This is a genomic window from Spirosoma sp. KNUC1025, assembly GCF_045160025.1.
In the GTDB taxonomy this organism is placed as follows: domain Bacteria; phylum Bacteroidota; class Bacteroidia; order Cytophagales; family Spirosomataceae; genus Spirosoma.
The window spans coordinates 6,058,195-6,082,268 of the sequence record NZ_CP087139.1; the positions used below are offsets into that span (position 1 = coordinate 6,058,195).

At 48.5% G+C, this 24,074-nt stretch carries 24 protein-coding genes and 1 pseudogene; 13 read left to right on the forward strand and 12 right to left on the reverse strand.

What is annotated here, in order from left to right; translation table 11 throughout:
* The 7 genes and pseudogenes from LN737_RS26495 to LN737_RS26525 form a co-directional block, all read right to left on the reverse strand.
* Positions 1–1,080: an AAA family ATPase gene (locus tag LN737_RS26495; protein ID WP_405520536.1), complete on the reverse strand. Its 1,080-nt coding sequence runs from the start codon at positions 1,078–1,080 to the stop codon at positions 1–3.
* Between the two features lie 114 nt (positions 1,081–1,194).
* Positions 1,195–2,109: a PorP/SprF family type IX secretion system membrane protein gene (locus tag LN737_RS26500; RefSeq protein ID WP_405513583.1), complete on the reverse strand. Its 915-nt coding sequence runs from the start codon at positions 2,107–2,109 to the stop codon at positions 1,195–1,197.
* Between the two features lie 170 nt (positions 2,110–2,279).
* Positions 2,280–5,543, reverse strand: a pseudogene (locus tag LN737_RS26505) (hypothetical protein).
* Positions 5,544–5,721: 178 nt separating this feature from the next.
* A complete protein-coding gene (locus tag LN737_RS26510; RefSeq protein WP_405513585.1) occupies positions 5,722–6,774 on the reverse strand; it encodes an FAD-binding oxidoreductase in 1,053 nt (350 codons plus the stop codon).
* Between the two features lie 111 nt (positions 6,775–6,885).
* Complete coding sequence (cmk, locus tag LN737_RS26515; protein WP_405520538.1) at positions 6,886–7,608, reverse strand: (d)CMP kinase; 723 nt, start codon at positions 7,606–7,608, stop codon at positions 6,886–6,888.
* A 123-nt stretch (positions 7,609–7,731) separates the two neighbouring features.
* Complete coding sequence (locus LN737_RS26520) at positions 7,732–8,298, reverse strand: GNAT family N-acetyltransferase (protein ID WP_405513586.1); 567 nt, start codon at positions 8,296–8,298, stop codon at positions 7,732–7,734.
* Between the two features lie 127 nt (positions 8,299–8,425).
* Positions 8,426–9,055: a lactate utilization protein C gene (locus LN737_RS26525; RefSeq protein WP_405513588.1), complete on the reverse strand. Its 630-nt coding sequence runs from the start codon at positions 9,053–9,055 to the stop codon at positions 8,426–8,428.
* A 197-nt stretch (positions 9,056–9,252) separates the two neighbouring features.
* On the opposite strand from LN737_RS26525, the gene LN737_RS26530 reads away from it, so the two are divergent.
* The 5 genes from LN737_RS26530 (at position 9,253) to LN737_RS26550 (ending at position 12,726) form a co-directional block, all read left to right on the forward strand.
* Positions 9,253–9,732 (forward strand): SgcJ/EcaC family oxidoreductase, encoded by a 480-nt coding sequence (locus LN737_RS26530; RefSeq protein ID WP_405513590.1) that lies wholly within the window; start codon positions 9,253–9,255, stop codon positions 9,730–9,732.
* Between the two features lie 52 nt (positions 9,733–9,784).
* Positions 9,785–9,943, forward strand: a complete 159-nt coding sequence (locus LN737_RS26535; protein WP_405513592.1) for a hypothetical protein — start codon at positions 9,785–9,787, stop codon at positions 9,941–9,943.
* 49 nt (positions 9,944–9,992) lie between these two features.
* Positions 9,993–11,474 carry a histidine kinase gene (locus LN737_RS26540; protein WP_405513594.1) on the forward strand — a complete coding sequence of 494 codons (1,482 nt, stop codon included), beginning with the start codon at positions 9,993–9,995 and terminating at the stop codon, positions 11,472–11,474.
* Between the two features lie 105 nt (positions 11,475–11,579).
* The gene (locus tag LN737_RS26545; RefSeq protein ID WP_405513596.1) at positions 11,580–12,359 is read left to right on the forward strand and encodes a LytTR family DNA-binding domain-containing protein; all 780 of its coding nucleotides are present in this window, start codon (positions 11,580–11,582) and stop codon (positions 12,357–12,359) included.
* Between the two features lie 31 nt (positions 12,360–12,390).
* Complete coding sequence (locus tag LN737_RS26550) at positions 12,391–12,726, forward strand: translation initiation factor (protein WP_405513598.1); 336 nt, start codon at positions 12,391–12,393, stop codon at positions 12,724–12,726.
* 8 nt (positions 12,727–12,734) lie between these two features.
* On the opposite strand, the gene LN737_RS26555 is transcribed toward LN737_RS26550, so the two are convergent.
* Positions 12,735–14,240, reverse strand: a complete 1,506-nt coding sequence (locus LN737_RS26555) for a peptide MFS transporter (RefSeq protein ID WP_405513600.1) — start codon at positions 14,238–14,240, stop codon at positions 12,735–12,737.
* A gap of 121 nt (positions 14,241–14,361) precedes the next feature.
* Here LN737_RS26555 and LN737_RS26560 point away from each other — a divergent pair, with 121 nt between their 5' ends.
* Positions 14,362–15,024: a peptidoglycan DD-metalloendopeptidase family protein gene (locus tag LN737_RS26560; protein WP_405520540.1), complete on the forward strand. Its 663-nt coding sequence runs from the start codon at positions 14,362–14,364 to the stop codon at positions 15,022–15,024.
* Between the two features lie 58 nt (positions 15,025–15,082).
* The gene (locus tag LN737_RS26565; protein WP_405513602.1) at positions 15,083–15,232 is read left to right on the forward strand and encodes a hypothetical protein; all 150 of its coding nucleotides are present in this window, start codon (positions 15,083–15,085) and stop codon (positions 15,230–15,232) included.
* Positions 15,233–15,463: 231 nt separating this feature from the next.
* On the opposite strand, the gene LN737_RS26570 is transcribed toward LN737_RS26565, so the two are convergent.
* Positions 15,464–16,258 carry an alpha/beta fold hydrolase gene (locus tag LN737_RS26570; protein ID WP_405520542.1) on the reverse strand — a complete coding sequence of 265 codons (795 nt, stop codon included), beginning with the start codon at positions 16,256–16,258 and terminating at the stop codon, positions 15,464–15,466.
* Between the two features lie 100 nt (positions 16,259–16,358).
* On the opposite strand from LN737_RS26570, the gene LN737_RS26575 reads away from it, so the two are divergent.
* The 4 genes from LN737_RS26575 to LN737_RS26590 all read left to right on the forward strand — a co-directional run bounded on the left by LN737_RS26575 (position 16,359) and on the right by LN737_RS26590 (position 18,126).
* Entirely contained in the window at positions 16,359–16,601 is a 243-nt protein-coding gene (locus LN737_RS26575) for a hypothetical protein (protein WP_405513604.1), read from the forward strand.
* Positions 16,602–16,620: 19 nt separating this feature from the next.
* Complete coding sequence (locus LN737_RS26580; protein WP_405513606.1) at positions 16,621–16,872, forward strand: hypothetical protein; 252 nt, start codon at positions 16,621–16,623, stop codon at positions 16,870–16,872.
* A gap of 75 nt (positions 16,873–16,947) precedes the next feature.
* Complete coding sequence (locus LN737_RS26585) at positions 16,948–17,337, forward strand: DoxX family protein (RefSeq protein WP_405513608.1); 390 nt, start codon at positions 16,948–16,950, stop codon at positions 17,335–17,337.
* A 69-nt stretch (positions 17,338–17,406) separates the two neighbouring features.
* Complete coding sequence (locus LN737_RS26590) at positions 17,407–18,126, forward strand: hypothetical protein (protein WP_405513610.1); 720 nt, start codon at positions 17,407–17,409, stop codon at positions 18,124–18,126.
* Between the two features lie 57 nt (positions 18,127–18,183).
* Here LN737_RS26590 and LN737_RS26595 read toward each other — a convergent pair whose 3' ends face one another.
* Entirely contained in the window at positions 18,184–18,711 is a 528-nt protein-coding gene (locus LN737_RS26595; protein ID WP_405513612.1) for a hypothetical protein, read from the reverse strand.
* Positions 18,712–18,855: 144 nt separating this feature from the next.
* Between LN737_RS26595 and sufB the strand changes: the two genes are divergently transcribed.
* Together sufB and LN737_RS26605 are read left to right on the forward strand one after the other, a co-directional pair.
* Positions 18,856–20,331 (forward strand): Fe-S cluster assembly protein SufB, encoded by a 1,476-nt coding sequence (gene sufB / locus LN737_RS26600; protein WP_405513614.1) that lies wholly within the window; start codon positions 18,856–18,858, stop codon positions 20,329–20,331.
* 128 nt (positions 20,332–20,459) lie between these two features.
* Positions 20,460–21,407 carry an alpha/beta hydrolase family protein gene (locus LN737_RS26605; RefSeq protein ID WP_405513616.1) on the forward strand — a complete coding sequence of 316 codons (948 nt, stop codon included), beginning with the start codon at positions 20,460–20,462 and terminating at the stop codon, positions 21,405–21,407.
* Between the two features lie 8 nt (positions 21,408–21,415).
* Here LN737_RS26605 and LN737_RS26610 read toward each other — a convergent pair whose 3' ends face one another.
* Both LN737_RS26610 and uvrB read right to left on the reverse strand, forming a co-directional pair.
* The gene (locus LN737_RS26610) at positions 21,416–21,952 is read right to left on the reverse strand and encodes a DUF2911 domain-containing protein (RefSeq protein WP_405513618.1); all 537 of its coding nucleotides are present in this window, start codon (positions 21,950–21,952) and stop codon (positions 21,416–21,418) included.
* Between the two features lie 49 nt (positions 21,953–22,001).
* Positions 22,002–24,023: an excinuclease ABC subunit UvrB gene (gene uvrB / locus LN737_RS26615; protein WP_405513620.1), complete on the reverse strand. Its 2,022-nt coding sequence runs from the start codon at positions 24,021–24,023 to the stop codon at positions 22,002–22,004.
* Positions 24,024–24,074 lie beyond the last annotated feature (51 nt).

Sequence of the window (24,074 nt, forward strand, 5' to 3'; positions counted from 1 at the left end):
TTAGAAGCCCATTCTTACTTCGAAACGCTCTCCCGAAACCGTTTGATCGTCATGATTAAAAATGTCAGCGAGGGTCATGGCCTGATCTGTCCGAAAATCCATACCCAGATGCGCCAGCAGGTTGTTGGCTTTAGCAGGGGCTAACTTCCCAAATGCATAATCAACCATTAAACGTCCTTTACGTAGCAACGCTTTGTCTAACAAATGCTTACTGGCATTAAACGTAGCGATCACCTGAATGTGCATGCAGTCGGCAAGCAGACCGTCGGTCAGGTTCAGAATGTTCGATACGCTGTTGGTATCTCCTCCGGCTTCCCGCGATTGCAGAATACGTTCGGCATCTTCGATGATGAGTACAGAATCTTTATTATCCAGTAAAAACGGAATAATTTCGGGCGAAGTCAGGTAGTTCGTCATGTAAGGCGGCAAAATGAGCATGTCCTTTTTAACCAACGAACTCAGGTATTTAATATAAGTTGTTTTGCCCGTTCCGGGGTCGCCATGCAGCAAAATAAGCCCCTTGCTCTTGGGTTGAGCCAGCAGGTTAACCAGTCGGTCGTGAACGGGTGGAAAATCGTCGTTATAGTGCAGCTCAAGGTTAATTTCGGGCGGCATAATTTCTACGCGCTCTGTATGCAACCCGCCTAACCCACTCTGAATTAAATAAATGTGGGTCTGATTATCTTCATGAATATACTTGTGATCATGCAGGCCGTCCAGCAACGTTTTAGCGGCTGTTTCGTCGCGGAAATACCCATACAGGCGGAAGAAACGCTCCCCAACAAACTCAGCCTTGAGAATCATTCCATCTTCGTGCTGATAAATCCGTTCAACCACATGCCAGCCCTGGTCTGTAACACGCGTCGACTGATTGATAAGGACAAAGCTCCGGTTTTCGATCAGTTCCTGAGCAGAAAGCTTGAAGTCGTCGTTGAAGTGCAGATAATTCGGATAACTGCCGAACGTCTGGACAAAATGCGGGGCTAATGGAAATTCCCGATCTAGATCATTGGGAATATACAGATTCTGAATCACGGACTGGGTGGGGATATTGCTGTTGGCCGACAGATAGCGCAACATATCGTCCCTGGAAAACTCTTCGTGCGGTTTCAAGCGGGGGTCTGTTACGTTTTAAGGGGCCTAAGTTACCGAAAATTTTCGATGCCACTACTTAAAAGATGTGCTATACGAAGCTCAATACGTAAATTTTAGCACACCAGGCGCAAACCGAAGTACGATTTCATGAACGCTGTTTTGGTCAAACTGCATGGCATTGGGACTCTCGGGCGTCTTTGAGTTGAAAACGTACCCCAACCGTATCGCTTTGGTCAGCTGATATTCAGCAAATGCCTGTAAATAATTGGTTGCAATAAGACCGGGACTGTTCTGCCGATAGGATACGCCCAATCCGATTTCTTCATTAAACCAGGCTCGTAGATTTATATCAACTCCCAACGGTCGACTTTCTATTTTTGAAATAAGTATGGATGGAATCAGTACGGTATTCTCATCTACATTCAGCGGAACACCTGCCTGAAACATAATCGGCCGAATGGCCTGGTAAACAGCCTGCCCCGAAAAACTAAGGGTACGTCCAGCAAGCTCAGGGGCCGATATACCCGCGAAAAAACGATCCGACTGATAATGAATGCCAATGCCAAAACTGCCGGTAGCCCGGTTTATGATAGCAGCGCTGCCTATATCGTAAAGCGGAAGCACTGTTACGCCCCCCTGAACACCAATAGCCAGTTTGGCCAGAGCCGGTAAATTGAAGCGATAGGCAACGTTACCGTATACGCCCGTCGCAGCAAAAAGCCCCATCCGATCATTCAGCGCCTGAAACCCCAGCCCAACCCGACCGTTGGCAATGGCACCATCGGCCGAAACGCTTTGCGTAATGGGAGCATAACGCACACTAAACCACTTACGCCGAAGAAAAGCTGACAAATGAAAGGCTTCCCGGCTGCCTGCGTAAGCCGGATTGATGCTGAGGGGATTCAGCAGGTATTGCGAATACAACACTTCTTTTTGCGCATACGTCCGCTCAGAAAGAAGCAACACCGATACGATAAATAAGAAGGCAATCTGTTTTACGGAAAATTTTCGCATGAAGGTTGGATAAAGTCAGCTATTACCAGCTTCGGGCAACTGTTGTTACGTATCATTGTTTACCAAATCGGGTTGAACCCCAGGCCCGCATGACTTGTATTTGCGTAGGATTCAACCCGATTTCAGACAGTCAGATACCATCTCTGATACCACATACTCGCCTGACAAAACTAAAAATCGTACCCAAGCGTCAGGTAGGCAATTGGTTTTCCAACAGTTTTGTCTTCCATACCCCAGGCGTAGTCGAATTTAATGAAATAGCCAAAAATCATCGTCCGGATACCCGCTCCATAACCAATCAGGAATGGATTTTTGAAGTTGGTCACAATAGCCCGGAACGGAATGGTACCCCCCGACTACTTCCGTGTTCAAACTGTTTTGCTGGCTGAACGGCCCATTACCTGTCCAGGCAGTGCCAATATCCGTAAAGGCTACCAGTTGCAGGTTACGCAGGAAATTAGACGTTACGTTGCCCCGATACAGGTACCGTATTAATGGCAACCGCAGCTCGGCATTGAACAGCATGTGGCTGTTTCCAGTTAGTTTTCCCTGCTTGAACCCACGTAATGGAGCGGCAAAATCAAGGAAGAAAACGTTACGGTAATCGTACGGAATTTCGTTCTGAACCGTATTCGGAACCAGCAGCGGGTTGGAGGCAACCTGCTCTTTCTGGTTGTTGATCCAGTTTTCCATACCACCCAGCGTACTCTGTTTTGGCGCGGCTCCTCCCGACTGGCTAAACGAAAAACGTAGCGCTAACACCAGATCGCGGTGAATTTTCTGATAATGACGCGCATCGAGCGATAGCCGCCGAAAACTCTGTGATGAAGAACGTAACCCGGCATATTCTTCATAGCGGAGCTTGATCTTACTACCCACAGTCATGTTCATACCATTAACTATGCTGTTATCGAACACAAATTCGCCCCGAATACCGGCATAATCCGAAACCATATCTGGTAAAGCAAACGACGACAGGTCGATCAGGCGGGTCATTGTATAAAACGGCGCTACCGTAAACCGGCTATTGACCGAAATAGGGTACGAGGCCGATACCATCAGGCGGTTATACCGATTCTTCTGCGTCAGCCCCGCATCCGGAATGAACAGCGTTTGCCGATCATAGCGGGCACCATAATCAATCCGGTGCGTTAGGTTGGTGTATTCGGCAAATAAATCACTGTTATGAAGCGCGTTTGTCAGACTCAGGAAACCACCGGCACGCAGTACGTGATTTTCGAGCAGGTCGGTTAACGTAACCTCCTGTGTATACCCGAAGCCCCGAATGGGGTCGATGCGCCAGCTTGACGGAGCGTCGTTGATACCGAACGTACCTTTATAATCGAATGGCCCACGGATGGTGATATTTTCCCGACGGCGGTTACGCGGGGTGTCGTGGTTAGGCCGGGCAATACGCCGGTTCCGGTACGTCGCTGCCGAAATTCAGTTGCTTTTACAACCTCCGGATCAAATTGATAATTGTCGGTGTCGACCTCACCCGGTCCGAGAACCAGTTTATTGGCTGGCGCCGGTTGAGCTACTCCGCTTGAATCCGTTGTAGTACGGGGAGTCGGTGACGATGTCGTGTCGGTTTTAGCCGGATTTGCCCGAGCCACATTCTGCGCATTCAGGCGATTGATGGCAGCGGCCCGTTGGGTCGGTGGTGTCTGTACGGATTGCGTCAGATTTAGTTGCGACCGAAACCCAATGTACTCATCGCCATCTTTCAAACTGCTGTAGACAAAGCCACCATTGGCAGGATTCAGGTCATACAAACGGATACTTTGCGGAAACGCCGTCAACTGGCTAACCGTTTTATTTTCGGCGTCAAGACGATACAGATTTCGAATGCCATTGATATCATTCAGGAAATAAGTCGTTGTTTCGCTGGCCGGAATGGGCTGTGTGGCATGAGAAAGCGAGTCTGTCAACTGAACCACCGACAGGTCGCGGGCGCTGCCCTCGTGGGAGAACAGCAGCATCTGGTCACGTATCGTTTTATAAGAACCTTTATCGACACCGAGTGTATCCTCCCGGCGATTGGAGCTAAAAACAACCTGACGTGCCGTTCGCCCGACAAACGCCGGGTATAAATCGTCGTAGAGGTCGTTGGTCAGTTGCTGATAGGAGCCACGGTTTATACTGTATAAAAATAGATCGTTCTGTCCATTCCGGTCGGCGCTCAAAATCAGACTACCCCCATCTTCGGAGGCATCCATCCAGGCCACCTGCGTTAGTCCTTTGACCTGACGCTTAAACTCCTGCTTGGGCCGTTTCTCAAAATTACTGAACTGATACAGGTTTGTCTGCCCCAGCTCATCGGTCATCACAAGCAGGTTATTTCCCCGTTGCCAGGCCAGCAATGGCGTACTGGTCGGTGTAGCCTGCCCATCGAGTCGATACCCTCCCGACAGAACCCGCGTCTTTTTGCGATTGGTTGTGTTGACGACCTCTACGTGAAATTTGCCATCGCGAAGCACACTGTAGGCAATGAATTGTTTGTCGGGACTTAGCTTCAGGCTTATCAGCGACGACTTGTCATCAGCCGAACTTACTTTAAGCTGAAAATTATCGGAACCGCTCTGGTATGACTGTGATACGCTGCCAGCCATACCCGCATAGTACTCCCGCCATTCGCGCAGAAACCGGCTATATGGCACACCTAACGTACTGGTAATACTTTTTTCCTCATTGCGAATGATGCGGGTCAGGTTCAGAATGTTCGAAACATTATCACGGCCGTATCGCTGAACAATGTAGTTCCAGATGGAATGGCCCACCCGTTCTGCTTCCTGCCCCGATAATCCGGCCAGCAACGACGGTTTTTTGATGGGATGCGTCACCGATACGTCGCGCATGTAATCATCCAGTTCAAGGCTGTTCCCGTAGGCAATGTACGACGCAATACCAGGCATAAACCAATCGGGCAACGTCAGCAGCAATGAACTTTGAAGCGCATCTTTCAGGCTTCCTCCATACAGCATATCATACACAAAGAGCATGGACACGTCGTGGATGATCTGTTGCCGGAAACTAACCTGATCGCCTGTGAAGGCCAGCTCAATTCGGGATTTTGACAGATCCTGTTCGCGGGTGGTGAGTCCGCCCTGTGCATTGATGCCAATATTGCTCTGTACCAGTTCGGATGGCGAGTTGAACAGAAAAATCTTGACCCGATTATACGGTGTGTAGCCCAGCAGCTCAGTAATACGGTCAAACTCCGACTCGGCATACTGGGCCGTCAGATTGGCAATCTGCGTACCGTTCTGATAATAATAGATCTCGAAGTTTGAGGTTCGGATCGTTTTCCAGTCGAAACTGCGATACTGAATACGGTTTTTCCCGAATCGCTCCATCGACGGATAATTCTGAGCCGTAGCCACGCTCAATCCGCCCAACAACAGGCCTAACAACAAAATGTATTGATTCCGCATAACGAACGATAATCATACGCTGGGATCTGACGAGCCAGATTCGCAGACGTTTAATGCACCAACTGATTTACCTTTTAGGATTTATAAGGTCGATTCTGATTTACAAGCCCGCAGGCAATTTTACGGCCGCAGGCGACAATTGAAAATCAACCTTCATAAATACGATAAATTCGTGTTACTATAACGAAACACAACGGCTAATATTCGCTTCAGACTCCAAATCTTCGCCATCTAACAGATACCGGGAAAACTGTTCGGCCAGATACGGTGCCAGCGACACCCCTTTCGTGCCCATTCCGCCAAAAATACCAACGGCCGGATGCTCTGGATGTAACCCGATAAACGGCCGTCTATCCTTGGTGGATGGACGTATTCCAGCCTGCTGATTAACAATCTGATAAGGTATTTTCAGAATTTCCCGAACCTTCGATTCTAAAAACGAACGACCGTCATCGGTTGTTTGCCAATCCAGATCGTGCCAGCTGTATGTGGCGCCAATACGTATCAAACCCTCACGAACCGGCAGAATAAAAACGCCCTGATTAACGATATTTTTGATGGAATAGCCTTCCGCAATGGCCGTCAGAATCTGCCCTTTTACGGGGTTATACGGTAGCCAGTTAAACAACGGATTTTCGCGCGACTGTACACCGTCACAAAAAATTACTTTCGTAAAATCGATGTCTTTCCAGCCAACTTTATCGGCTTTGATATGCAGGTCGTCAGCAGTAATACGTCCCTCAAAATATTGGTTTTTACGGACAAAATAGCCTTTGATGACCCGAACAAATTCCGTCAGATCAAGCCAGCCGGCCTGCGTTACTTCCAAGCCCCCGAATGGATTCTGTATAAATTGACTATAACTTTGATTATCAGCAGATTCCGATACGTACTGACGAATTGCAGGATCGGCTGTCAGCGCCAGATAGTCGGTTTGCTCACGAACAGAGCGGAAAGGTCGATAGATCGTTTTAGGGTGAAAGAATCGAACGCCAAGCGTTTGTTCGATTCCACTGTAAAACTGATGCAAAAACGGAAATAATTCGTCGGCTTTCCAGGTACGAACCAGTTTGCGGCCTGTGAGCGGATTGACAATACCCGCTGCTACCGCCGACGCTGAAGGAAGGTTTGGATCGTCGGCCAGTATAACCGAACAACCCCGCTGGTCAAGAATCCAGGCCAGTACCGATCCAGCCACACCCTGCCCTACAATCAGAAAATCTGCTGTCATATCGTCAATGGATAATACCCAATGTAAAAATGGATAATGAAGAATGGATAATGAGGGTCATCAAGTCATTATCCATTCTTCATTATCCATTTTTACAGTAAGCACTATCGCTTATTCATTCTTTACGGCTTTCACCCTACCCTTCTTTCGGTGCAGTTCGGCCAGCTTCCGGTCGGCTAGTTCGATCACCCAGTCAACCTGCTCTTCAATGGTCATGTGAGACGTATCGAGCAGTTCGGCATCGGGCGCCTGTATGAGCGGGCTTTCGGCGCGCGTAGTGTCAATAAAATCGCGTTTTTCGAGGTTTTGAACAATCTCTTCCAGATTCACCATCTCGCCTTTGGCGAGTAGTTCCTGCTGTCGGCGCCGGGCACGGGTGTACGTATCGGCGGTCATGAATACTTTGACTTCGGCATCTGGAAAAACCTTCGTACCGATATCGCGTCCATCCATAACCACCCCCCGCCGACGGCCCATTCTCTGCTGCTGAGCCACCATCGCCCAGCGAACTTCAGGAATGGCGCTCACCTCGCTGACAATGTTGGAGATATACATTTTACGAATTTCTTCTTCCACATTCAGGCCATTGAGGCAGGTTTCGTTCTTTCCGGTACGCGGATTGTGATTGAACGTAATGTGGATTTTCTCCAGGGCCAGGTTGACATCCCGCTGGCTCGAAAACAATACGTGTTCCTGAATAAAAAACAGGCTAACTGCGCGATACATAGCTCCAGTATCAATGTAGCCATAACCCAGGCGGGTGGCTACGGCCTTAGCCGTCGTGCTTTTTCCGCAGCTGGAATATCCGTCAATGGCAATAACTATTTTCGGCATGACTTGTACGTCCGCCGAAGCGGCCATAGTAGGGTCAGAATAATCGCAAAAATGAGGCATTGTTCAGTAATTATTATCAATCGTCTTTTTGGCCGTTGACCGGCGTTCCAGAATCGACTGCTTCTAATACTCGTTAACTAATTGATTCAACGCCCGATACTCGGACCTAAGCATAGCAAAAATGTGTTCATCCAGATACTGATTATTTTTAACTGCAGCTTTCTGATGAATGGCTTCGTGCCGATAACCGGCGGTTTCGAGTACGCGCATTGACCCAATATTTCCTTCCAGTACGCAGGCAAAAATGCGATTGACCTGAAAGTTTTTAAAGATATAGGTTGTCATGATGGGCAGAGCCTGCGTCATCACACCGCGTCCCCAGTAATCTTCGCCAAGCCAGTACCCTATTTCGGCATTGTATCGATAAATATCGTCTTTCACCGTAAAGCCAATGTTGCCGACTGCCTTTCCATCGATGTCGATGGCCAGGTTGTTAGGCTGCTGATACGATTTATTCGACCGTACCCAGGCGCTTGCGTCACGCGGGGTGTAGGGGTAAGGAAAAAAGTCGCGGACATTGTTCCAGATACGACGATTACTGGCCTGACGCACCAACGATTCTTCGTCGCCCTCACGCCAGGGACGGAGTTGACCAACAGAAAGCGGAAAGGTAACCAACGTAGTTGTCAAGGGATGCGAACGTTTGTTATTTCACTAACAATGCAGGTGTATAAATGTTAAGCAATTAACGGCCTTATTCGCCAGAAAACCATCTTTTTCACTAATTAACTTATTTAGCTTATCCGGATATTCAGGTTCAGGGAATTGAGGGTAAAGCGTCCGTTTCTCGTTGGTTTTCTTTGTCGTTAGTCAAAACAATAGTCAAACTACGGGCTCCGTGCGCTCCGACGACCAGCGACTGCTCAATATCTGCGGTTTTCGACGGCCCACAAATAAACACGCCATACGTAAGCGAATCCCGGTCTATGTGCTGATAGGCTACGTGCATGTTCGGAACCAGTGTACTCCGATCAACGACCAGTACTAAGTGTTGCGTAATAAACGGCAATGAGCGATTCAGCATGTTAGGCTCCGGCACCCAGACAGCCCCGTTTTCGGCAACCACAAATTCACCTTTCAGAATCGTCAGGTCCGTTTGTTCCAGCACCATTTTATCGGTCTCCGAACTCACCGGTATCAGGTCGAACTCAGGAATGGGCAACGATGAAGCGATACGTTGCGCATCAGGAAACGCCTGGCGCAGTTGCTTACCAATCGAATCACCCGGTTTTAATTCCATCAGCTTACCACCCACAAAAGCCAGAGCGTCGCGAAAACGCGTAAAGACATCGTCTGCTTCGTTCACAAACGTTGGTGTTTCAGGCAGTGGCAATAGTTCTGGTTTGTTCTGACGGACACGGGCAAGTAGTTGATCACGAGTACTCATAGAAGAGGAATTGAATTAACTCCCAATACTACGAAATAACTTTATCTCTCCCCTACCCTAATTCATACCTTCCTTTCCGGTTTTCATCGGAAAAGACAAACGGTCGGCTGCAAAGCCACGTAGTTTTGAGGGGACTCAATTAGCAATCAAACTGGGATAAACCTGTCAATATCTTCTTCGAACCCGGCCAACGGATCATGAAAACCAGCACAGAATCAACCCAACCCAAGGTCTTAAAAATAGAGGAAACAGCTATCCGTCAAGTGCTTGATAAAATGGCCCTTGCCTGGAACGCTGGCGATGCTCATTCCTTTGTCGACTGCCTGACCGCTGACTGCGACTACGTAACGTTTGCGGGCCAGCACATAAAAGGAAGAGAAGCTAACGAACAGATTCACCAGGACCTGTTCAACTCCTGGGCGCTGAAAGGCTCTACATTGCACCCCGGTTCAGACCAACCCACGATTGCTTTTCTGAGTGATACGATAGCGCTGATGCATTCGACCGGTACGGTACAATTACGTTTCCAGAAGACTCCACCTACCGATCGCCTGTCCATCCAGACCACCGTGCTAATCAAACGGAACGGCGAGTGGAAAATTCGGGCTTTTCACAATGGCCGTATCCAGAAACCCGGACTTTTCCAGCGATTGATGATGGCCTTTAAAAGCAAATGATTCATCAGAAAAAAAACACTGAATCCGCTACGTAATAAACCAGCCTAAGCCCATGAAAAGCATTTTTATTCGTCACTTCTCCGCTCCTGCCGCCAGCAGTCCGGTTGGGGCACAGCAAACTTTTGGCGGCTCTAAGCAGTATAATCAGACTAGCAAAAAATTTTCTACATTTAATCCTGCCAACGATCTGTCGACAAAGTGGAGCAAGTAACCGGTTGAACCCCTGATGACTGCTGACAAATGACTATTGACTACGAAAAATGACGCGCGAACAACTCATTGGTACAATTGGCAAAAATGGCCGACGGCTCAACATGATGGGTTCCGACCTGGCCAATTTTGATTTTAGTGGTCTTGATCTGACGCAGGCTGATTTCCGCTTTTCTAATCTCGCAAAGGCCAATTTCCGGGGAGCCATCCTGCGGGGGGCTGACCTGAGTTTCTCTAATCTCGAAGGCGCATCGTTTGCCGAAGCTGATCTGTTCGAAGCGAACCTGAATTTTTGCGGGCTGGAAGACGTCGACCTGACCGGTGCCAATGTTGAAGGCGCTACGTTCAACTTTTCCGGACGTAGCAAATACCGCCCTCCGTCCGTAGAGCGCGCTGAGCCGATAACATTGACCACCGTGCTGCAAAAGCCAGGCATAGGTACACTTATTGGCGCCTTACTGGGTGCGTTGCTGATCTATGGATGCAACGCCGTCATTTTTTTTACAAACCTGATCGCGACGACTGAAGACCCTCTGATGGTAGGGCTTTACCGATTCCTGATCGCGCAGAATATGACCGATGGAGCCGTCGTGTTTTTACTGACATGGGCCTTGTCGGGTTGGCTTACGCGTCAGTTTCCGGCTATGTGGCAGCGGCACATTATCGTTAGTATTGCGGTGGTATGTGGCTTTACGGTGGTCAATGTCGGCCTTTATATGCTATTAGGTAAGCCCTACATCGAGGCTTTGGCTAAGCGACCCGGAGGTATTGAAAAAACAGCCGCCTGGTATATCTACGTAATGGGCGATCTACTGATCGCCAATTTTTTCCTGTATATTTTACAGCAAGGTCGGCAATTGACCCGCAAACTTTCGGAGCAGGAATTTCAGTTGCTTAACCTTGAAAAACTCAAAACCCGCGCCGAACTGGATGCCCTGCAGGCAAAAATCAACCCTCATTTTCTGTACAATTCGCTCAACAGCATAGCCAGCCTGGTACACGACGACCCGGATAAAGCCGAAGAAATGACCCTGCTACTGTCGAAGCTCTTCCGCTACACAACCGGACGTAACGGCGAGTTATTTGCGACCCTGGCCGACGAACTGGAGATGGTTCAAACGTATCTGAAAGTAGAACAGGTACGTTTTGGCAACCGGCTTACGTTCAGCGTGGAGGTTTCTGACCCGGCTCTGAATGACCTGAAACTTCCTCAGTTTTTACTCCAGCCGATTGTTGAAAATGCAATTAAGCATGGCATTTCCAAACGCGCCGATATGGGACGTATTGATGTCAGAATTTATGAGAAAGGGGGCGATTTGAACTTGTGCGTTCACGACAATGGCCCGTCTTTCCCCGATGATATGGATGGCGGCTATGGCCTGCGCAGTATTCAGGATAAACTCAAACTGCTGTATGGCGATTCGGCCCGCGTGGAGCTTCAGAACTGGCCGCTCAAACAGGTTTTACTATCTATTCGGATGGATAAAGTTCGATCAGAGCCCACTACAGTATTATCCAGCGAACCCAATTAATTATTGATCTTAACCATCCATTTTGGGTTCTGGCCGTTATTCAGCGCATGGAGGTTTCCAATCAGGAATGACGACAGATACCAGAACTGACTAGAAATACTACGTATGGCACTGCCCTTAAAAACGCTCCTCATTGACGACGAACCACTGGCAATCAATCGCTTGCGACGATTACTGGATAAACACCGCGATACTTTTGAGGTTATTGGTGAAGCCTCGAATGGGGCAGAAGGCCTTACGCTTATTGAAGCTGAACAGCCAGATGTGATTTTTCTGGATATCGAGATGCCCCTTCTGAACGGCTTCGAAATGCTGTCGAAAGTGACGACCGTTCCGATGGTTGTTTTTGCTACGGCTTTCAATCAGTACGCAATCCGGGCCTTTGAAGAAAACTCCGTCGATTACCTGCTGAAACCTATCGAAGCGGATCGTCTCTCACGTACTGCACAGAAAATTCGGTCATTGGTGGAGCGGAACGAAAATTCATCCATCAGCAATCCCATGACCGAGAGTGTAATGCGGATGCTGGCACAGATGCAGCCAAAGAAGGAAATCTATTCCATTTCCGTCAAGACCGGTGAAAAAATCATTCTGGTGCCCCTTTCCGATATCTCCTATTTCGAGGCCGAAGACAAGTACGTATTCCTCTGCACAACTGATGGCCAGAAATACCTGACTACCTATACACTCACCACGCTCAACGAAAAACTGCCCGATACGTTTGTACGGGTGAGCCGTTCGGTGATGGTGAACCGGCACAAAATCAACGAAGTCCACCGCCATTTCGACGGCAAATTTGTGCTGGTCATGACTGACAAAAAAGGCACAAAACTCACTACCGGCAGTACGTATGGCGAAGCCGTTCGGCAGTTGATGGAGTTATGATGCCAGTGCGTAAACGTGTATGTTTGCCATTATGAGCAAGAAAAACAGATCAGGGATTATTTACTCGACAAATCCGGATTTTCAGTACGAGTCCGACAGGCAGGCTGAAGCCGAAACGCTGCCCCCCGCTCAGCAAAACCTTAAAATCTGGCTTGTGAAGTTGGGAGGTAATAAAGTCGTTACGTCCGTCCGGGGCTTCATCGGCTCCGAGGCAGACCTGGCAGAATTGGGTAAACAGCTGAAAACCGCCTGTGGGGCAGGCGGTTCAACAAAAGACGAGGAAATTCTGATTCAGGGCGACCACCGCGACAAAGTACTGACCTGGCTCACCGGCAAAGGATATAAAGCCAGGAAAGCGGGCGGTTGATTAACGTACTACTCAATCCCTCCCATCCATTTCTTCAATGGTCGGGTAAAGAGCAGCATCAATAAACCCGCTCCCAGTCCGAAATAAGCCACGCTCTGAAACATATCAGGCATTTGATGCACATTCTTCTCGTCGAATCCACCGGCAAACAATCCCGCAATCAGATTCCCCAGCGACGTCCCCACAAACCAGAGACCCATCAACTGGCTTGTGTAGCGTTTGGGTGCTAATTTGGAAAACGCACTCAACCCTACGGGACTTAAAAACAACTCGCCAAGGGTGAAGAACAAGTACGTGAATACCAAAAATAAGGGTGATGTACGGGGGCCTGTCAGGGCTAGCTTGGAGGCCACCACCATAACCAGATATGCCAGACCAAGCAAAATCAGACTGGTTGCAAATTTGGCTGGTACTGGATAATTAAGCTTTCGGTTTGCCAGAAAAATCCACAATGCGGCCAGAACAGGTGAAAAAATGAGGATAAAGGCAGGGTTCAGACTCTGAAACCAACTGGAGGGCAGTTCCCAGCCTAACAGATTCAGGTCGGTGTAGCGGTCAGCGAAGATTTGCAGCGATGACCCCTGCTGTTCATTACCTGCCCAGAACAAAGCGGAGGCCAGGAAAAACGTAAACAGCACAACCACCCGTTTTTTCTCGACACCATCCAGCCCGCCCGCGGAAAGAATATAGATAAAATAGCCCAGCGCGATCAGCGAAATGATTGTACCCATCGCCTGCGCTAATCCCTGCGCAGTCGTTACGTCCAGGATACCCGTTAGCTGAAGCGTAGTCAGAATCACGACTACAACGGCCAGAAATGCCAGAAGCGAGCGGTTACCGGTTGAAGACTGGCCATTATTCGTGGTTGGTTGCGCTACATAATTGCCATATTCGCCAAGGTAGCGCTGACCAAACACCTGAAACGTAACAATGCCTAATCCCATGGCTATTGCAGCGGCTCCAAAACCGTAGTGCCAGCCGATTCGTTGCCCTAGAAAACCCACAACTGAAATACCGAGCAATGAGCCAAGGTTGATGCCCATGTAGAAGATAGAAAACGCAGCATCTTTACGAGCGCCACCTTCGGGATATAACTCACCGACAACGCTGCTGATGTTGGGTTTAAGCAAACCCGTACCCATGGCTACCGTACAGAGTCCCGCATAAAATAGTCCCGGCCCGAACGGTATGGCCAGGATAATATGCCCCAGCATGATAATTATTCCACCATACAGAATGGATTTACGCTGCCCCAGAATGTTATCGGCAATCCAGCCACCGGGTAATGAGAGTAAATAAACCGAGGCCGTATAGATGCCATAAATGGCTGCGCCTTCCGACTCGTTGAGCCCCATGCCGCCCCGAACATTGTCGATCAGAAACAGCAGCAGAATGGCCCGCATGCCGTAATAACTGAATCGTTCCCACATTTCTGTGAAAAACAGGACGAAAAGGCCCACCGGGTGACCAAACAGGGTAGCCTTATTAACGGGCTTTTCAATAGTAGCTTCCATAGAGTTGGGGTAATCGATCCGTTTGCCGAAGAATGTAGTAGAAATAACGAAAAAAATAGCTGTAAATATACCGTTGACGGTGCGAACTGGCAACTAACTTGCAAGCTCAATGCAACAGTATATGCTTCTGCCCTTCAATTTTCAAACAGACCCATACGTAGTACTTGATTTCTCTGCTTCCAATTCCGACCTCGCTACCGACCGTCGCCCCGGACTTGACTTAATTGATACTGCTACGTTCACAGCTTATGTATTTGACAAGCTAAAAACTGCTGGCGCAAACGTTGGTGTGGGCGGGTATAATGAACACCGGGTTATTTATCGACGTAGTGAACACTTTAATGCATTGAATGAAGAACCCCGCGAAATACACCTTGGCATCGACTTCTGGGCAGAAGCCGGAACGGCTGTGTTTGCACCGATGGCTGGTATCGTCCATAGTTTTCAGGATAACGCCCACTTCGGCGACTATGGCCCAACGATTATTCTGGAACACCGTGATACAGCAGGAAATCAGCTTTACTCACTCTACGGCCATCTGACCCGGCAATCGTTGCAAGGATTGTATGCGGGCAAAGTTTTCAACATAGGCGAAAAAATCGGCGAGATTGGTCCTTATCCCGAAAACGGCGACTGGCCTCCGCATCTGCATTTTCAGCTTATGACCGATATGCTTGGGCTCAAAGGCGACTTCCCCGGCGTTTGCTCGTTAGCAGATCGACAGAAATTCCTGGCCATTTGCCCCAATCCGAATAAGCTGTTACGTATCGCTAACCTGCCCTGAGAGCAAATTAAATAAAGCGTTTTAGGCTGGTTCGAGTTCTACTCTAAACACTACGATTATGGCTCACGAGGAGAAGAAGAACAAGAATGTCAAGAAAGTAGCCACCAAAGCGCCTAAGGTGCATGGCGCGCCCAAAATACCGAAATACGAGCAGAACGAATCCGGGATTATGCCCCCAATTCTGTCACCAAAAGCCAAGAAAGGATAGCAGACTCAAGTATGAATATTCTTAGCTGTTTTGAAAAATGGCTATTCATTTGAGCGAAACCTAATCCTGCTTAATCCGTACGGCAGGTAGCTATCTTATAATCAGTTAGATACCTGTCGTATATCATCCTCGTCTATATTTTGGCTTTACGTAGAATGAACAGGCAAGCTAGCGCTGCCCGATTTATCAGTTAACCACAGATTTGAGCAATGAATTTCAATTGCCTATCCATCATTTCGCTAAAAACTCCACAACTGCTTTTGAAAATTCCGGCGTCCGCATCGCTCCCCCATGATCGCCCGGCACAATGACCAACCGCGAACCCGGTACAGCGTCGACCAGCGTTTGCGGATCGCCGTTATCGTTGTCTTTGTCGCCGTTAACCACCAAAACCGGAACCCGGATCTTAGCTAGCTCAGCGCGGGACGTAACGGGCTGAAACTCCTGCAAACGAGCCAGCACGACCGTATCGGCACCCGATTTTTTGGCATAGTCGATAGCGGGCTGCAATTCAGGATGGCTACCCGGTTTGGTGAGAGCCTCGTGAAAATTCCGGCGTCGGAACCAGTTCGGGTCTGAGAAATCGACGCTAATGCCACCCATCACCGCCCGACGTACCTGTTTGTCCATCGTCAGCAATTTGGCCGTCAGGATAGCCCCCCGCGAATAACCCACTACGTCGTAATTGGTTAAGCCAAGGTGTTTCATCAATGCTATTACGTCTTTTAGCTCCGTATTATCGCGGTAGGCTTCGGCTGTGTGGGGCTTATCTGACAGGCCATTGCCGCGCAAATCGAGCGTAACGACCTTAAAACCAGCATCAGCAAGTGCCTGCCGGACGGGAGCGCGTTTCCAGCTTTCGCTATTGCTGATAAAGCCATGCAACAACACCACCGGCTTACCTTGCCCAAGCATGTCGTAGTGAATTTTTGTCCCGTCGAACGACGTAAACAGGGGATCTCGGCTCGGTTGCGCATATCCCATCAGGGCAACTACTAAACAGGTAACAAGTAGAAACGACTTCATCATAAGCGGCAATACGGTTGTGTAAGACTAGCTACTGAATAAGTCTAACCTTTCGGTATTCTACCGAGTTATCTACTGTACAACAACTAATTCAATGAGTATGAAAATCCCGGCAAGTACCGATACGGAGCTGATTGCTTCGCCAATGGGCCTTATTGATCCCAACGACTTTAAAAATCAGAGTGGAGCCGCCATAGAAGATGGCGACGAAGATGACGTAGCGGACGATGAATCAGACGACGAACCCGTTGATGAAGACGGTGACCCAACAGGCGAACACGATCATCATCAGGACGATAATTACGCCCTAGGCGGGCATGTTACGCGCTCTGGTAGCGTATAACCTATTTACTCAGCAAACTATGACTACGAATCAGACAGACAATTACGATCCGGCCGAGGACGATAATCAGGGCGTTGTACAACTGATGGCGCAGGGTGAAAAAGCCAATTCCGGCGTTTCACAAGCCAAGTATATGAATCCGGTAACGGCCCAGGGTCCAGAGCCGGAGAAAGCAGAGGTGAATGAATTCGATTCTGAGGATGCCACCAATGACGATGAATTGGCCGAAGAAGACGTAGAAAATGGGCAGCTCGACGAAGAAAGTGAATAGTGAAAACTAAAAAAGAGCGATACGGCTGGATTTCCAAAAGCAATGCTCATCTTTAAGTGCATTATTTACTAGCTTATGAATACAAGTCAGTTAGCCCAGCTTGTTATGCGTATCGGATTGGGTATTAACATGCTCATGCACGGTCTGGTACGTATTCCCAAACTAAATGCATTTGTAACGAAAACGGCCGCCGGTTTTTCACAAACCCTACTACCAGCGCTGCTCACCAAAGCGTTTCTTTATACCCTTCCCTTCGCTGAACTTACAACGGGGATACTGATTTTGCTGGGCGGTCAGTTCAGCAAGTGGGGGTATTTTATGGGAGGAATTATTATAGGCGCTTTGCTCTTCGGAACAACCCTCAAAGAAGATTGGAACGGCGCTGGTACTCAGTTGATTTACGTAATTGCGTTCTATCTGGCGTTACGTGGGCTGGACACATCGGCCCGGAATCGCTATCGTTGATTTTTTTGAACGTTTACAACGGTTGGCAACCTGATGGAATCCGTACAGGAAACCAATTAATGTTTAATAATGAAATCAACGTTGTTTTTTGCCTCCGCTTTAACCAGTAGCTTACTATTTTTTACCGCCTGCCAACAGGAAAGTATTAATGCTCCGGCGCAACCCGGACTACCCTACCAATCCACTTTTCAGACTAACAATGATGGCTGGACAGCCGATATTGTCGACTACGGCACGGCTCAGGATACCAGTATGCGGTTCAAATCCGCCCGAACCAGCCTACCAACGCCCTTAGATTCAGCCCGCAAGTCGCTTATGCTCTCAAGCATGAACCGTAGCGACGATGCGTTTATGTTTCTAAAAAAGAAAATCACTGGCCTTCAGCCGAATACGAATTACTCGCTCGTATTCAATATTGAACTGGCATCACAATATGCCACAAACTCAATTGGCGTTGGCGGTTCGCCGGGAGGCAGTGTGTATCTGAAAGCAGGTGCCAGCGCTACCGAACCCGTTAAAGTGCTGAAAGACGGTTTTTATACACTCAGTGTTGATAAAGGTGCCCAGATTAGCGATGGAAAAGATGCCATTACGTTGGGGGATATCGGCATTGGAGAGGACGCAACAGGGTACAAACTCATTACGCGCTCGAATACCAATAAATCATTCGTAGCCCGCAGCAATGATAAAGGTGAACTCTGGCTGCTGGTCGGTACGGATTCGGGCTATGAGGGCCTCACCACCCTTTATTACAGCAGTATCAAAGTGACAACAAATCCGACAATGTAGCTTTCTGATTTGCTCAACGTAACGGATGCCATCACACACTGTGATGGCATTTTTTGTTTAAGGCTCAGTGCATTTACCTAACGCTTTTACTTTGTTCCGGTCAAGTTGCCAGCAATTGCCATACACATCGGCGTATTGAATCTGCAAACGGAATGATGTATCTATGAGCATTGCCTCCGTCCGTTGAATGATAGAATCATTACCTCCTACAAATAATAGATCCAGGCTTTCTCCCGGTTTGAAAACAGCTCCTGAGGCTACACCACTAAAGCCTTTTCCTCCAGGCGTTCTCCTGCCGATTTGGTCAAAAAATAATGCTTGAATATCGGGATAGGCCTTACCCCTATAACTAAGTTTGTACTCTTTGATAATTGCGGGACCTACGCCTTTATTCTCTAATCCGTAATGAAACTCCTGATCCAGATTTGATTGTAAGGTTTGCAAAAAGGGCCATACAGATGCCTGCTGCTGATCGCGGGCAATTTTGGTTTGGAAAATTGAGACGACAAGAGCGGCTAAACTCAGGAAGGTTGCTGAAATACCCAGTAGAAGTTCAATATTGATCGGGCGCTTCGCTGGCGGCATAAGTAGATAGACTATATATATTGAATTACCCGAAATAACAGAAACTTTCCGATATTTGCCTAACCTGCCCGGAACGTACCTATCCGGCAAATTGTTGATTACTATAACGCAAGGGAACAATAACCCGCGCGACTAACCGACACTATGAGCAAGGACGCTGACATTTTAGAAAGCATAACCAACGCCGAATATAAATACGGATTTGAGACCATCATTGAAGCTGACGAAGCTCCGGTAGGTCTCGATGAGAGCATTATTCGTTTTATTTCTGCCAAGAAAAACGAACCCGACTGGTTGCTCGAAAACCGTTTGAAGGCGTTTCGGATGTGGCAGGAAATGACTGAACCTCATTGGCCTAATGTCACCTATCCCAAAATTGACTATAAGGCCATTAAATATTATTCGGCCCCAAAACAAAAGAAAACCGTCAACTCACTCGACGAAATTGATCCCGAATTACTCGATACGTTCAAACGGCTCGGTATTTCGCTCAATGAGCAAAAACGGTTAGCTGGCGTCATTGAACCGGAAGGCGACCGGCCACGCGTGGCTGTCGATGCCGTCATGGATTCCATTTCGGTAGCCACTACGTTCAAAAAAGATCTTGCCGAACGCGGCATCATTTTCTGCTCGATTACCGAAGCCGTTCATGATCACCCCGAGTTGGTGAAGAAATACATGGGCTCAGTCGTACCGGCTAAAGACAATTATTTTGCAGCTTTGAACGCTGCGGTATTTACCGACGGTTCCTTCTGCTACATTCCGAAAGGCGTTCGGTGCCCGATGGAGCTTTCGACCTATTTCCGCATTAATGCCGCGGGTACGGGTCAGTTCGAGCGGACGCTCATTATAGCTGACGAAGGTTCGTATGTGAGCTATCTGGAAGGATGTACGGCACCCATGCGCGACGAGAACCAGCTTCATGCAGCGGTGGTTGAGCTGATTGCTCATGCCGATGCCGAAATCAAATACTCGACGGTGCAAAACTGGTATCCGGGCGACAAAGATGGCAAAGGCGGGATTTACAACTTTGTGACCAAACGGGGTATCTGCGAAGGTGCGAATGCTAAAATTTCCTGGACTCAGGTCGAAACCGGATCAGCTATTACGTGGAAATACCCTTCTGTAATTCTGAAAGGCGATAATTCCATTGGTGAATTCTATTCGGTGGCTGTCACCAACAACATGCAGCAGGCCGACACGGGCACCAAAATGATTCATATTGGCAAAAACACTAAAAGCCGGATCGTATCGAAAGGTATTTCGGCGGGTAAAAGCCAAAACTCTTACCGGGGTCTGGTGCAGGTCATGAAACGTGCCGAAAACGCCCGTAACTATTCGCAGTGCGATTCGCTGTTGCTGGGTGATAAATGTGGAGCGCATACCTTCCCATACCTGGAAGTTAACAACCCGACGGCCACGGTTGAGCACGAAGCCACTACGTCGAAAATCGGTGAAGATCAGTTGTTCTACTGCAACCAACGTGGTATTCCAACGGAGCAGGCTGTGGCCCTGATTATTAACGGATACGCTAAAGAAGTACTGAATCAGCTGCCCATGGAATTTGCTGTCGAAGCGCAAAAACTGTTGGCGATTAGCCTGGAAGGTAGTGTAGGGTAAGCTCGCGATAAATAATCTGAATACAGAAAAAGCCCTTGCAGAAAATGTAAGGGCTTTTTCTGTACACTAAGACAACATAAATTTCGTATTTATTTTACCAGCCTGGTACTTCATCTCCTGCCCCACTCATGTCGCTACGTAGTTTTTTGCTCTGCTCGTTATTAAGTTTTCTGGTTTTCACCGCTACTGCTCAGTCGCGTCGGCGCGCGCAACTAAATACACAGCAGAACAATGGCCCCGTTCCGGTTGTATCGGCCCCGCAAACCCGGTTGCTGGAGAGCATGATTCTCAACAGCTCGTTGCTGAATCGGGCGGTGAAATACTCAATCTATCTGCCACCAGATTATTACACCTCAAATCGCCGGTACCCCGTTGTGTATTTGCTTCATGGCCTGGGTGACAATGAAGCCAGTTGGATACAGTTCGGCGAAGCGGACCGCATCGCTGATGCAGGTATCCGCTCAGGGGAGTTGCCGCCGATGATTATTGTGATGCCCGATGCTGGCGCTACGTTCTACATCAATGATTATCAGAGTAAAGTACGGTACGAAGATATGTTTGTGCAGGAATTTGTGCCTCATATCGATACCATGTTCCGCACGCGTCCACAGCGTGAATTCAGAGCAGTTTCGGGCCTCTCTATGGGCGGCTATGGTTCACTGATGCTGGCAATGCATCATCCTGAACTGTTTAGTGCCTGCGCAGCCCTTAGTGCCGCTGTTCGTACAGATGAAGCCCTTATCAGCGTCCCTGACGAACGATATAATACGGTTTATGGCCCTTTATACAGTGGCCCGGTAAAAGGGGATGAACGACTGACCGTTACCTGGAAACGTAACAGCCCCATTACGTTAGCTAAATCGGCTCCGGAAAGTGATTTGACAAAAGTTCGCTGGTATATCGACTGTGGCGACGATGATGCACTAACAGTAGGCAACGCGATGCTGCATATTGCCTTGCTCGACCGAAAAATTCCACATGAGTACCGCACGCGCGACGGGGCTCATACATGGACGTACTGGCGTACAGGTCTACCCGATGCGCTGAAATTTATTGCGTCCAGTTTTCACCGATAAGGGTTGCTTTATCTATTCACTTGTAACTGGATCGGCACAATGGCTTCGGTTTCATCCCAGATCAGCATCATATCTGTTCCATTCGCTGATGGTGCAAACGTAATGTAAAACTGCTCGGCCATTGGGCTATGTTTCCGCGAAACAATGGGCACACGCAGTACGTCTTTTGTCTGGTCGTAGTTGGTGCCCCACTGGCCGGTTTCGCTGTTAAAAATCGCAATCCAGCCCTGCTGCGAAGGTATTGTCCAGAACGAATATTTGCCCTCGTTTAGTGGCTGTCCGGCTATGGTTACATTTTGATCAAAGTCAATGACAGTTGCCTCATTAGCGCCTGTCCGCCACACTTTTCCGTAAGGGACCAGCCCGCCAAAAATTTTCCGTCCTTTTTTATACGGCTGGCAATAATCTACTTTGACTTTCAGGCCATTCTGATCAACCTGAGCGACAGCTTCCGGGCTACTGGATTTGGTCCAGCTACGAAATGTAAAGAAGCCGACAAGCGCAATCGCAGCAATTATGCCAAGGATAATTAGAATCCGTTTCATGTACATTTAATGGTTTTAATGGCACAGCACGCAATGTATAAATAATTTGTTAAGCTGTCTCCTTCTTCAGTTTATCGCGTAGCTGAAACAACTCGTCACGCAGGCGGGCCGCTTCGAGAAAATCGAGGTCTTTAGCCGCACGCTCCATCCTGGATTGGGTTTCGTTAATCATTTTCTCCAGATCACCTCTACCCATATATTGCACAACCGGGTCGGCCGCAATGCGGATTTCTTCGGGCTCAACATAAAAATGTTTGGGTTTCGAATCTGCCACTTTCGTTTGCCCCATTATGGCCTCACGTGATTTCAACACCGTTGTTGGAGTGATGTTATTATCGGTGTTGTATTCCATCTGAATAGCCCGGCGTCGGTTCGTTTCGTCAATGGCTTTCTGCATGGAGCCCGTAATCCGATCAGCGTACATAATAACCTTTCCATTGGCGTTCCGGGCAGCCCGTCCTATCGTCTGGATAAGTGAGCGAATATCGCGCAGGAACCCTTCTTTATCGGCATCCATAATCGCCACCAGCGACACTTCGGGTAAGTCTAGTCCCTCACGCAACAGGTTGACCCCTACCAGCACATCGAAATTACCAAGTCGTAAATCCCGCAGAATTTCGACGCGATCAAGCGTTTTTACTTCCGAGTGAATATAACGGGTTTTAATCCCCACGCGATCGAGGTATTTAGTCAGCTCTTCGGCCATCCGTTTGGTCAAGGTAGTGACCAGCACACGTTCATGATTTTTAATCCGGCTATCGATGGATTCGAGTAGGTCGTCAATCTGATTCAGACTTGGGCGCACTTCAATTTCAGGATCGAGCAGGCCAGTAGGTCGAATGAGCTGCTCCACCACAACCCCCTCGCTTTTGCGAAGTTCATAGTCGGATGGCGTAGCGGATACGTAAATCGTCTGACCCGATAAATCCTCAAACTCCTGAAACGTAAGCGGACGGTTATCCATCGCCGACGGAAGCCGGAATCCATAATCGACAAGGGCAGTTTTGCGCGAACGGTCGCCCCCCCACATGGCCCGAATCTGAGGAATTGTTACGTGGCTCTCGTCGACCACCAGCAAATAATCATCTGGAAAATAATCGAGCAGACAGAACGGCCGCTGACCCGGTTTCCGGCGATCAAAATAGCGGGAATAGTTCTCGATACCGGAGCAGTAGCCCAGTTCACGCATCATTTCGAGATCAAATTCGGTTCGTTCCCGGATGCGCGTGGCTTCCTGTTCCCGAAACTCCGATTCGAAATAACGGATCTGAGACACAAGGTCATCCTGAATCTCATAGATCGCGCCATTGAGTGTATCCCTGCCCGTTACAAACAGATTGGCAGGGAAAATGGCAACCATCCGTTCATCCAAGATTTTCCGGCCCGTTGAGGGGTCAATGCGCTGAATGGTTTCGATTTCGTCGCCAAAGAAAATAACCCGGTAGGCAAAGTCAGCGTACGCTACGTATAGATCGACCGTATCGCCCTTGACGCGGAAATTACCCCGTTGGAACTCCCCTTCAGTTCGGCTATATAGAATGCTAACCAGCTGATGCAAAAACTGATTGCGGCTCATTTGCTCCCCAACGCCAATCCGCACTACGTTACGTTTGAACTCTTCGGGGTTTCCCATACCATAAATACACGAAACCGACGCGACCACAATTACATCACGCCGACCGCTCATCAAAGCCGAGGTTGCCGACAGCCGAAGCTTATCAATTTCTTCGTTGATGGCCAGATCTTTCTCAATGTACGTATTCGTGGTGGCGATGTACGCTTCCGGTTGGTAATAGTCGTAATAGGAAATAAAATACTCGACCGCATTTTCGGGGAAAAATTGCTTGAATTCGCCGTATAGCTGAGCCGCCAGCGTTTTGTTATGGCTTAATACCAGCGTAGGTCGGTCAGTCTGAGCGATAAGATTAGCAACCGTGAACGTTTTCCCTGATCCCGTCACGCCAAGCAATACCTGGGATGGCTCCCCTTCTCTGACACCCTTTACCAGTTGTTCAATAGCCTTTGGCTGATCGCCCGTAGGCTGAAATTCTGAAGTTAATTTGAAGTTCATTAGCAGCGTTTGGAATCTGGCTAATTTACGAAGATTTGGGCTGGATTACAA